7 protein-coding genes and 2 pseudogenes are annotated in these 8934 nt (G+C 58.0%); 1 reads left to right on the forward strand and 8 read right to left on the reverse strand.

All coding sequences use genetic code 11. The features are described from left to right. Nucleotides 1-8: 8 nt before the first annotated feature. Nucleotides 9-644 (reverse strand): nodulation methyltransferase NodS, encoded by a 636-nt coding sequence (nodS, locus tag B0G73_RS34950; protein WP_106285657.1) that lies wholly within the window; start codon nt 642-644, stop codon nt 9-11. A gap of 192 nt (nt 645-836) precedes the next feature. Continuing rightward, a complete protein-coding gene (locus B0G73_RS34955; protein ID WP_106285658.1) occupies nt 837-2849 on the reverse strand; it encodes a carbamoyltransferase in 2013 nt (670 codons plus the stop codon). Between the two features lie 514 nt (nt 2850-3363). Between B0G73_RS34955 and B0G73_RS34970 the strand changes: the two genes are divergently transcribed. Then, nucleotides 3364-4311, forward strand: coding sequence for a LysR family transcriptional regulator (locus tag B0G73_RS34970; RefSeq protein ID WP_106285659.1), 948 nt, complete (start codon nt 3364-3366; stop codon nt 4309-4311). Between the two features lie 440 nt (nt 4312-4751). On the opposite strand, the gene B0G73_RS34980 is transcribed toward B0G73_RS34970, so the two are convergent. The 6 genes and pseudogenes from B0G73_RS34980 to B0G73_RS41545 form a co-directional block, all read right to left on the reverse strand. Further along, the gene (locus B0G73_RS34980; RefSeq protein WP_106285660.1) at nt 4752-5237 is read right to left on the reverse strand and encodes a hypothetical protein; all 486 of its coding nucleotides are present in this window, start codon (nt 5235-5237) and stop codon (nt 4752-4754) included. Between the two features lie 77 nt (nt 5238-5314). Next, a pseudogene (locus tag B0G73_RS34985) lies at nt 5315-5609 on the reverse strand (ferredoxin family protein). Then, a pseudogene (locus B0G73_RS34990) lies at nt 5606-6919 on the reverse strand (FAD-dependent oxidoreductase). Before B0G73_RS34990 ends, B0G73_RS34985 begins: the two co-directional pseudogenes overlap by 4 nt. After that, a complete protein-coding gene (locus B0G73_RS34995; protein ID WP_106285661.1) occupies nt 6916-8043 on the reverse strand; it encodes an electron transfer flavoprotein subunit alpha/FixB family protein in 1128 nt (375 codons plus the stop codon). Before B0G73_RS34995 ends, B0G73_RS34990 begins: the two are co-directional and overlap by 4 nt. Beyond that, on the reverse strand, nt 8040-8381 hold the full coding sequence (locus B0G73_RS41540; RefSeq protein WP_258194112.1) for a hypothetical protein: 342 nt from the start codon (nt 8379-8381) through the stop codon (nt 8040-8042). Before B0G73_RS41540 ends, B0G73_RS34995 begins: the two co-directional genes overlap by 4 nt. Next, nucleotides 8369-8770, reverse strand: coding sequence for a nitrogenase-stabilizing/protective protein NifW (locus B0G73_RS41545; RefSeq protein ID WP_258194113.1), 402 nt, complete (start codon nt 8768-8770; stop codon nt 8369-8371). Before B0G73_RS41545 ends, B0G73_RS41540 begins: the two co-directional genes overlap by 13 nt. Between the last annotated feature and the right edge of the window lie 164 nt (nt 8771-8934).

Below are 8934 nucleotides of genomic sequence, written 5' to 3' on the forward strand. Positions count from 1 at the left end.
CTCCCGGCCTAACGCTGGTAAGTTGGTCCACACGAAGGCGAAGCCGCGTTCCGAAAACAGGCGAGCAGACAGTCTTCATTCAACGACTGACCGACGCACCTCCACCTCAAACGATCGATCTCAACCAGCTCGTCTTTCAGGATGGTTATGACCGTCTCGGCTCCGGCAATGTGACCCCATCGCCGGCAATTGGCGTCACGTGCCGATCCGAAAACCAGCTGTCCACCGGGCGCAAGCATCCGTGCTAAATTGCGAACAGCGGCGCGCACCTCGGCGCTGCCGTCGAGGTAATAGAGAACCTCCGCCACCACGATCAGATCGAACTGTTGCTCAGTCGAAAAATGCTGGACATCGGAGACGATCCAATTGATGTGTGGCGGGGCCATCATCCGTTCGCGTGTCCTAGCAATCGCGTGTGGCACGATATCGATCACGGTGAGCCGTTGGCAGTGCGGTGCCAATTTTTCCGTGAAGGCTCCGCCTGCGCATCCGACTTCGAGCGCATTTGTGACGGATCCCTGCGAAAGTGCCATCCGAAGCATTTGCCTGTGGCGCTCGTGCTCAAAGGGATTGCTGTCGAGCCGCCATGGATCGTCTGCGTCCAATTCCCGACGCAGCAATTCGAAGTTCGTTTGATGTGTCAATTCCGCCTCCCTTTATGGCGCGCCGCTGCAAGTGTCCGGACCTTGGGCCGGGACTGGTGCTCCGTTGAAAGCCGGCGTGTCGGTACAAGAACCGCACGGCGGCCAAACGCTATTGTTTAACGTTCTAGAAAAATAGCTCGCGAGTGCTGTTACCTAGCTTCAGACCTTCAGCAACTCATTGGAGGCGCGTCGTTACCGTGACAACGCCCGTGAGGGATGTAGCCGAACCCGACGCTGTTCCCACAATCCCCGCAGCTCCTTGACGAGGGCTTCACGTCGAGTCTGCTCAGGCGTAGTTGTATCGAGAAGATGTCCGAGCACGGCTTCGCCTTCGATCCGCATCAGCAGATCGAACAACTCATGTGAAATACGCACACGGTCATAGTTGGAGCCGCCGGTGCGAATTTCGCACACCGTCTCCTGACGATCCCGCGCAGTGTGAGCGCGGACTCGATAGAGCGATGCATAGGGCGGCAGTGAAACCGCGAGCGCAGTCCAATGTTCCTGCGTTGCGAGCCGCTTTTTGACGAGGAACGGCCCGACCACAAGTCCATCCAGCTCTGTCGTCAGAAATGTGGCAATCGCGTCTGCAACGGAATCTACGATCGGCTCAGCGTTGTTATTAAAGGAAGTATTGAGCAGAATTGGGATTCCTGTCCGCTTCTTGAACGCATTAATAACCTCCCAGTAGGCGGGATTGGTCTTCCGCGATACTGTTTGCAGCCGCGCTGTACCGTCAATGTGCGTGATGGCGCCGAGCAAGGCACGCTTGGAGTCGCGCACGCGAACTACAAAATTCATAAAAGGAAATTCGCGGGTACCCTCTGGGAGGTCAAAAAATTCGTGCGCATCATCCTCCAGCACTGATGGCGCGAACGGTCGGTAACCCTCGCGCTTCTTGACCATGGCGTTGATCCGGTCTTTGTTTGCGGTCGGCCTGGGATCGGCAAGAATGCTGCGGTTGCCAAGCGCGCGTGGCCCGAATTCCGAACGACCCTGGACCCAGCCAATCACGGCGCCATTGGCCATCCAGTCGGCTGCTCTGCCGGCCACGTCATCACTGCGTTCAACATCGAGGTGCCCGGCCCACGCATTCAATTCTTGCTCCACGGCCAGATCGCTCCCCAGATCGGGCCCCCAATAAACCTCCTGCAATCGCTCACGCGGCGCGGGCCGACCGAAGTCGTTTGACATCATAAGGGCAGCGCCTAATGCGCAACCGGCGTCATGCGCTGCGGGCTGCACGAAGATGTCTTCGAAAAGTCCCGAATACAGCAGCTTACCGTTCATGGTGCAGTTATGAGCTACTCCTCCGGCTATACACAGCCGTTTCATACCGGTGACCTCGCGGTGATGGCGGAGAATGTGAAACACGATCCGCTCCAGCGCTTCCTGCAATGAAGCACCCACATCCCGATGCTGCTGTGTGAATGGCATTCCCTTTCGCCGGACCTGGATGCTGCGGAGCAACGTCGGACCGATGCGGTCCAGGTAGACGCGGTACTCACCGTTGGCGGACAGTTGATAGAATTGCTCGAAGAGCCCGCGATAGGGAGCGGGATCCCCATAAGGTGCAAGCCCCATGACCTTGTATTCGTCGAACAAGCCGTACCCGAGGTACCGGATTGCTTCGAGGTAAAACAGCCCTAGAGAATTATTCTCTGCGAAAGTCGCGAGTTGCGTAATTTCGGTTCCAGATCCGAGCGCCAAGAGCCCCGAGAGGAAATCACCGCCGCCATCGACCGCGAGGATCAGACTTTGCTCGAATCCAGACATCGCAAACGCGCTCACGGCATGCGCCAGATGGTGACTCACGAATGAGACTCGCGAAGGATCGACCTCGGTACCGAATTCCCGCATTAGTAAGTTACGCAGAAACAGCTTGGCATCCACCGGAATGGAGATGTTCGGCTGGGACAGGAACAGGCGTTCGAGCATAACGTTGCAATAGGCCTCGGTAGCGTAAAACGCGATGTGGTCGATATCGCTGAGTTGAATCCCTGCGGATGCGAGGCAGTATTGAATTGAACTGCTCGGGAACTTGTTAGAGTGCTTGATCCGGTTGAGGCGCTCCTCTTCGACGGCCGCTATTACGCGTCCGTCCCGGACAAGCGCCGCAGCGCCGTCGTGCAGAAATGTGTTCGGCAGTTCGAGTGAATTTTCATGAACTTTGTCTAGCCCGCCGCTCACTCCTAAGCACAGCATGTTTCTCTCCTTCATCGTGGTAGGAAGCCCCTATTGGCAAGACTCGAACCCCTGCCACATAGGTAAGGTAGGGTATCGCTCGCCGTTGCGAACACCGGTCAGACGTCACCAGCCCCAAAGAATCTCGCGTAGGGTCCGTCTGCAAAATGGCGCCGCAATTCATGAAAATTCTGTACCGTTTGGTCCGGGGTCGCGTTTCTTGGCGACGAAGGATGGCGCGACCAGAAAGCTGAAGCGCTGGAACCCCGAGGAAGTCCCCAATCGTTGCCAAACATGCGGCGGGTTCAATAGGATGGCTCCCGATGCATGTGATTGATCGACAACTGCTGCAACGTCATTTCCTCGGCTTCGCTCAGTTCTACGACACACTTCATCCACTACCCGGCACCACGAAGGTGCCAGCAGGTTTGCGAAATTCAATCGGATTTACAAGGAACACTATCCTCCATGCCGTACAATTCGTAAAATCGTTTGTCTTGATGGAACACATCCACACTATGGATAAGTTGGGATCATGCGGTTCAAGGGCCTCGATCTAAATCTCCTCGTCGCGCTCGATGCTCTGATGACCGAGCGTAATCTCACCGCGGCGGCACGCAGCATCAACCTGAGCCAGCCGGCCATGAGCGCGGCCGTCGCCCGGCTACGCGCCTATTTCTGCGATGAACTATTTACGATGAGGGGCCGGGAACTTGTCGCAACACCGCGTGCAGAAGGGCTCGCTGCTCCAGTCCGCGAGGCTCTGGTGCACATCCAGCTCGCCGTTATTTCCCAGGACGTGTTCAACCCAGCCAAATCGGATCGCCGCTTCAGGATCATTCTTTCCGATTTCATGGCAGTCGTATTTTTTCGAAAGATCGTGGAGCGTATTGCACGGGAAGCTCCCGCCGTCAGCTTCGAATTGCTGCCACTTGCCGATGACCCCGATGAGGTTCTCCGGCGCGGCGAAGCCGATTTTCTCATCTTGCCGGAATTTTTCATGTCGAGCGCGCACCCTAAAGCGAAGCTGTTCGAGGAGACGCTCGTGTGCGTAGGCTGCCGTACGAACCAGCAGCTATCAGGGCAGCTCACATTCGAGAGATATATGTCGATGGGGCACGTTGTGGTCAAGTTCGGGCGTTTGCGGCAGCCCTCCATCGAGGAATGGTTTTTGCTTCAGCACGGTCTCAAGAGACGGGACGAGGTCACCGTGCCGAGCTTTAGCATGATCCCGCCTATGCTATTAAACACTGTCCGTATAGGGACGATGCCCTTAAGGCTGGTCAAGTATTTCGAAAAAGCGATGCCTCTGCGGATCGTCGAACTTCCGCTGCCACGTCCCGCATTCACCGAGGCCGTCCAATGGTCTGCCCTTCACAACAGTGATCCGGCAAGCAATTGGATGCTGGAGATAATATTGCAGGAGGCGTCACGCATGATTTCTCCGCCTAAGACCACGCGAAGACCAATCCAGCCAAGTTAGGAAATGGGATCTTTCAGCAAGGTTTTTGCGGCATGGATTTGTGGCGTTTCGAGGGTTTTGTGGCGATATAACGTGTATCGCCACATTAGGCCTCATTCGGCGCGGTGACGGCAAACGCCTGATCGAGCAGGTTCGGCGCGACCGGCAAGCCGTGTGTCAACCTGGTTGTTGCCTTGAAGCTGCGGTTCTGGTTGCAACGCCACCCCCTGCTTGCGACGCAGTCTCTTTATAGGATGTACGCCGAATTGTCGGCACCGCTGGGGCTACCGGTCTCCACGGCTCGCTGAAAAGCGTCCACGGCATGGCGTGCGCGCCCGCGCGAAGTGTGCGGTGAGCGTCGGCTTTGACTAGTGAAACGATCGCCATGAACTGCAATGGAGTTTTGCCATAGCCAAGCCGGGGACATATTGTCGATCTGTCAGTTGATCTTCCGGCGGCGATTATCGGGACCCGGACTGTGCGAGCAAGGCTTCGACGACGTCCAAGCCTATGCAATCGATCGGGTCCAGCCTGCGCAGCTTGGCGATCAGCTTCAGTGCAACGGCGCGCTCGCCGCGCCGCACGCTGATGAACGCGAGCGCCTTCAGTGTGAAGAGCCAGAAGCGGCCCGGACCAGGAATGGTGAAGTCGGTGTCGCCCGGCTGTACCGCACACCAGTCGCTGTCGAGCGACGCCCGCCGGGCGGCGACCGCCAAAGCCTTGGTCGCGACCTCCTGGGCCTCGCCAAGTTCACCCCGGTTCGCATGGAACTTATACAGCAGATAGTAGGGTGGCAGGCAGCGCGGGTACGACAGGACCGCAGTCCACAACGCGGCGGCCACATCGTCATTGCTGCCGCCGCGGGTTCTCTCGATCAGCTGTAGCACGGGGGAGGGAACATTGCCGCCGAAGAGAACGGTCGATTCGATACCAGTAATGAGATTCATCAATTTGCTCCGATATGATGAGGCGTCCGGCTGCTTTTGCAGCGCTCGGAAGCCGATGTGACGATGGATGTGTTTGTCTACGCGAACCTGAACTGGATGCGATGCCCGCCGCGCGGACACGCCCATTCGAGATTGTGATGGTCCGTGCACAGAATGCGGCAACTACCGCATTCCAGGCAGCCGCCGGTAATCAGCGTGACCGAGCCGTTGCTCTCCTTCCGATAACAAGGCCGGGTACACGAACGTGCAGTTTTTTTTGGCAAAGTCGTTGGTGCAGACTTCAACGTTTTTGATGTGGACGTGCGGCCGCCCGACGTCCACGCGGTAGCGGTTCTGAAACAGCTTTTCGATATTAACAGTGACCGTTTTCATCGGAAGCCTCTCCAGAAATTGTATGCGTCGCCGACCGTCCGGTCAGCGAGCGATTTTTGCGGAAACTGACCATGACATCGTGCTTTTTGGCCTTGTTGTCGACGCCATCTACCGTAATCACGGTGCCGGCCGCTTGAGCGACGAGATCAGGGTATGTTGTAAAGAACTGTAGATTGCGGTGCGGAATTTCTGGCATGTCGCGGTACTTGTGCAAATCCTTCATCACGAAGCTTTTGTCGAGCGCAACCTTGTACGCCGACAGCACGTTAGTGCGGTAGCCGCGGCAGCCGGCTGCTTTTGCGGCTATCGCCATCTCCGCGGCGAGGCGTCCTGTGGTCATGGGGAGGTTGGAATCTTCGCGATGCGTGGCGTTGACGAAGCCGCCCGAGTCACCGACGATCATCCAGCCATTGCCGTAAACTTACGGAATCGCATTGAAGCCCCCTTCGGGGATCAGGTGAGCGCAGTACTCCTTCATCTCGCCGCCCGCGATGAGTGGAGCGATCGACGGATGATGCTTCATTTTTTTTGAGCAGCACATACGTGCTCATGCGGTTCGGGTTCTTTTTGAAGTCGCCCGGCATGCAACCGACGCCGATGGTCAGCGACTCTTTGTTCGTGTAGAGAAACCCCGTTCCTGTCATGCCTTCGGTGATGCGGCCGACCATCTCTATCACGAAGCCTTCCTGATCGGCGACATTAAAGCGCTGGCGAATTGTCTTCTCCGGCATGAGGAGAATCTCCTCCACAGCTAGCGCGACGTTGCCCGTCCTAATTTCGCCATGAAAGCCCGCCTTGCGCGTCAACGTTGAGTTGACGCCGTCCGCAAGAATCACGATATCCGCATAGACTTCACCGTGTTCGCGGTTGCATTGCAGGCCGACGACCTGGTCCCCGTCCATAATCAGGTGATTTACGGTGGTCTCGCAGATCAGCAATGCACCGGCCTCGCGCACTTTCGATGAGAACCACTTGTCGAACTGCGCGCGGATGATCGTATAGCGGTTATACGGCGGTTTGTTGTAGTCGTCGCTGCGTACGTGTGTGCCCACGAACGAAGTATCGTCGAGCATCCACATGCGCTGTTCGATGATGTGGCGCTCGAGTGGCGCGTGGTCACGAAAGTCCGGAATGATCTGTTCCAGCGCGTCGGCGTAGAGGATTGCGCCTTGAACGTTCTCGCTGCCGGGATATTCGCCGCGCTCGATCTGAAGCGCCTTTAGTCCGCTCCTGGCCGTAACGTAGGCTGCAGCGTTGCCGGACGGTCCGGCGTCCACGGCGATCGCATCGAATTGCGAGGGATCTCTCATCTAACTTTCCTTGTGTGCCGGATTTGCCGCAGCGCCAGATGGTCCTTACAGGCATGCGTTAACGCCGGCAGCAGTTGCAGTGCGTCCCCGACAATGCCGTAGTGCATGTAGTCGAAAATCGGTGCGGTCTGGTCGGTGTTGATTGCGACGATTACGTCCGAGCTTTCCATACCGACGCGGTGCGGGATCGCGCCGGAGATGCCGGCAGCGATGTAGAGTTTCGGTCGCACGGTTTTTCCGGTCTGCCCGACCTGCCGGTCGTCCTCGACCCACCTCGCCTGCACGCACGGGCGGGTTGCGCCAACTTCGCCACCGAGTACCCGCGCCAGATCGAATACGAGCTTGAAGTTCTCCGGATTCTTCAGTCCTTTGCCGCCGCTAACGATCACGTCCGCGTAAGGGAGGTCGATCTGGTTGCTTTTCGCATCGGCGATGAAGTCGAGCAATTTGGCCACAATATCGGCCTCGAAGATCTCAAGCGCGTCCTGCACGATCTCTCCACCGCGGCCTTCCTGCGCCTGCGGCATCGCCATGACCCGTGGGCGCACCGTCGCCATCTGTGGACGGTATGCGAACATCATGATCGTATAGAGCAGCGAGCCGCCGAAAGGCGGCTGTGTGGCCGCCAGTGCGCGCGAGGCCGGGTCAATGTTCAATTCAGTGCAGTCGGCGGTGAGGCCGCTCAAGAGCGTCGTTGCGACAGATCCGGCGAGATCCCGGCCCATCGAGGTTGCTCCGAGCAGCAGAATCTCGGGGCGGTACTTGTTGACCAGGTCGGCCAGCCCCTTCGTGAACGGTTCGTTGCGATAGCCGAGCAACACAGGGTCGTGAATCACGTACGTTTTGTCCGCGCCGAAACTGAACGCCTCACTGGCAAACTGCTCAAGCGGCTCGTCGGTACCGCCGAGCACGGGCACAGCGACACGACTGCCGAGTTTGTCGGCGAGCTTGCGCGCGTGAACGAGCAGCTCCCACGACACGCTATGCACGTGGCCGCGGCCGTGCTCGAGAAAGACCCAGACGCTCTGGTAGGCTTTCAGATGTTCGGGCAGATCGAGGTTACGGCCGGTGGCCCGTTTGACCGGCGCGGCCGGCTTCGTTTCCGAGGCAGCGGGCGAGTTCATGAGGCCGTTTCCATCAACAGGTCCGCCTCCAATGTCGGATGGCGAGCAAATATCTCGTGCAGGAGTTTCAGCGACACGTCGCGCAGGCTGGACGCGTCGAATTCGAGCATCTCGGCCTTTTCGTCGCGTGGTGTCGGCCCAAACACTTTGCTGACCGCGGTAGGTGAACCTTTCAGCCCGATCTTGCTCACGTCCTCAATGCCGGCCTGCTCGCGATTCCATTTGCGCACCGGGAATCCTGCCGCGTGGATCGTCGCGGGCAGTGTCGCGAAGCGCAGCTCGTTCGTATTCTCGAGCCTCGTCACGAGACAGGGCAGTGCGGTTTTCAATACTTGCACACCGCCTTCGACGCGCGCTCGACTACGATCGTGCGCGGGTCGAGGTCAGTCTCGACGATCCGGGAAACATACGTGAGCAACTGGACGCTCAACCGCCTTGCGATGCCGGGGCCGACCTGCGCAGTGTCGCCGTCGATGGTCTGCTTGCCGGCGAAGATGATGTCTACTGCCTGTCCATTTGCAATCTGCCGGATTGCATCGGCGAGTGCAAGCACGGCCGTCGCGTTGTTACTCGGCAGTCCTTTCTGTTGCTCGATGTACTGAAAGAAGCGCTTGAGGATGTGCAGGCGGCGCACGTTCACCACCTTCTCGTCGAATGCGATGTCGAAAAATCGCAGGAAATCCTCGGCCGACGACAGGTGACGCAGTTGTTCGATAACTTCTTGCATCTCGTTACTTCTATTGGACAAGTTTGGCCGCCATAACCACACTCACGACACCGTCACCCGCGTGTTGGTGGCTTGGATCAGGAAGTGGCGCAAATCGGTTGCATTCGGCGCCCGCTTGTACTGCGTGGCGAAAGAGCGGATGCGCGCAAGCAGGAGCGGGATGA

It is taken from the genome of Paraburkholderia sp. BL25I1N1, from assembly GCF_003002025.1.
GTDB lineage: Bacteria > Pseudomonadota > Gammaproteobacteria > Burkholderiales > Burkholderiaceae > Paraburkholderia.

Coding starts and splice junctions, on each gene's coding strand:
- B0G73_RS34955 (WP_106285658.1), bottom strand. CDS start 2,849: ATGCTGTGCTTAGGAGTGAGCGGCGGGCTAGACAAAGTTCATGAAAAT.
- B0G73_RS34970 (WP_106285659.1), top strand. CDS start 3,364: ATGCGGTTCAAGGGCCTCGATCTAAATCTCCTCGTCGCGCTCGATGCT.
- B0G73_RS34980 (WP_106285660.1), bottom strand. CDS start 5,237: ATGAATCTCATTACTGGTATCGAATCGACCGTTCTCTTCGGCGGCAAT.
- B0G73_RS34995 (WP_106285661.1), bottom strand. CDS start 8,043: ATGAACTCGCCCGCTGCCTCGGAAACGAAGCCGGCCGCGCCGGTCAAA.
- B0G73_RS41545 (WP_258194113.1), bottom strand. CDS start 8,770: ATGCAAGAAGTTATCGAACAACTGCGTCACCTGTCGTCGGCCGAGGAT.